The following is a 1,852-nucleotide window of genomic DNA, read 5'->3' as shown; positions in this document are numbered from 1 at the left end:
GCCGAGGCCGACGAGATCGGCCGCGAGACCCTGGCGGCCTTCGCGTCGACCAACGGCCTCGACCCGACCGCCTTCCCGTCCCTGCTGCAGATGGAGAACGAGCTCGTCGGCATGGCAGGCCGGCTCGTTGACGCCCCGCCCGGTTTCGCCGGCGTCGCGACATCGGGCGGCACGGAGTCGATCCTCTTGGCTGTCCTCGCCGCCCGGGACGCACGCCCCGACATCACCGCGCCGAGGATGGTGCTGCCCACGACGGCCCATGCCGCCTTCCACAAGGCGGCGCACTACTTCGGGGTCGAGCCCGTCATGGTCGACGTCGACCCGGACTCCAAGCGGGCCGACCCCGAGGCGATGGCCGCGGCGATCGACGACCGGACCGTCCTCGTCGCGGTCTCCGCTCCCTCCTACGCCCACGGCGTCATCGACCCCGTCGGTCCGATCGCCGCGGCCGCGGCGGCTGCGGGAGTGCGCTGTCATGTCGATGCCTGCATCGGTGGCTGGGTGCTGCCCCACCTGCGCCACGACGAGCCGGACCAGGAGCCGTGGACCTTCGCCGTCGAGGGCGTCACGAGCCTCTCGGTGGACCTGCACAAGTACGGCTACGCGCCGAAGGGCATCTCGATCCTGCTCCACGCGTCCAGCGAGCTGCGCCGGTCGCACCTGTTCGCCTCAGCAAGGTGGCCCGGCTACACCATGCTCAACACGACCATGCAGTCGACGAAGTCCGGCGGGCCGATCGCCGCTGCGTGGGCCGTCGCGATGCGCATCGGGTCGGACGGCTATGCCGACCTGGCCCGCCAGGCGCGGAGGGCGACCCTCGACCTGGCCGCTGCCGTGGCGGAGCTGACCCCCCTCTCGCTGGCCGCGCCCCCGGACTCGACCCTCCTCGCGGTGACGGCCGACGAGACCTGCGACGTCTTCACGATCTCGGACGAGCTCCTGTCCCGCGGCTGGTACGCGCAGCCCCAGATGTCCTTCGGCCGGCTGCCCGCGACGCTCCACTTCAGCCTCAGCGCCGCGACGGCCGGCTCATCCGCCGAGATCGCCGAGGACCTCGCGGCGGCCACCCGGGCCGCGACCGAGCTCGGGCCCACGGCACCGACCGAGGAGCTCGTCGTGGCCGCCAGTGCGATCGACCCCGAGCACCTCGACGAGGAGACGTTCACCGCTTTGCTCGGCGTCGCCGGCCTGACCGACGGGTCCGGGGGCCTCGCCCTTCCCCAGCGGATGGCCCCGGTGAACGCCCTGCTCGACGTCCTGCCCCCGGAGGTCCGCGAGGCGCTGCTCCTCGGCGTCATCGACCGCCTCGCCCGGCCGAGCTGATGCGTGCCACAGGCGCGACATCCCGCGCCCTTGGCACACCTCCGGTCAGTGATCAGCGACGAGAGGCCAGGTCGAGCCGGTAGGCGAGCAGAGAGATGCCGGGCGTCGGCTCCCAGTCGCGCTCCGGAGCCCGCTCGAAGCCGAGCCGCTCGTAGATCCGGTGCGCGGCCCGCATCGAGGGCTGGGTCGACAGGGCCAGGGCGACGAGGCCGAGGTCCCGCGCCCGCTCGACACAGCGGAGCATGAGCGCCTCGCCGATGCCTCGCCCGCGGGCGGAGGAGTCGACTGCGAGCATGCGGATGTCGGCCTCGTCGGACGCCGCGATCTCGGCATAGACGGAGCCCGGCGCGGCGAAGGTCACCGAACCGAGCACCCGGCCGCCCGCGTCGTCGACCGCGACCCAGAGCTCGGCCCCCTCGGCGCGGGACCGGGCGTCGGCCAGGGTTTCGGCGTAGACCGCCTCGGGCGGCAGGTGGCCCTCGTCGAGATAGGCCCGCACCGTGAGCCGGCCGACCGCGTCGAGGTCGTC

Annotated in this window: 2 protein-coding genes; one reads left to right on the top strand and one right to left on the bottom strand. The window is 73.4% G+C overall.

The genetic code is table 11. The features are described from left to right. A partial coding sequence (locus tag LOY02_RS18075; protein ID WP_317183760.1) for a pyridoxal phosphate-dependent decarboxylase family protein occupies positions 1-1,323 on the top strand: 1,323 nt, incomplete at its 5' end. A 52-nt stretch (positions 1,324-1,375) separates the two neighbouring features. On the opposite strand, the gene LOY02_RS18070 is transcribed toward LOY02_RS18075, so the two are convergent. Further along, positions 1,376-1,852, bottom strand: a 477-nt coding sequence (locus LOY02_RS18070; RefSeq protein ID WP_317183759.1) for a GNAT family N-acetyltransferase, incomplete at its 5' end; no start/stop codon positions are given.

It is taken from the genome of Intrasporangium sp. (assembly GCF_032907665.1).
GTDB lineage: Bacteria > Actinomycetota > Actinomycetes > Actinomycetales > Dermatophilaceae > Intrasporangium.
The sequence above is the reverse complement of the archived record's forward strand: the minus strand, read 5'-3'. Positions and strand labels throughout refer to the sequence as shown.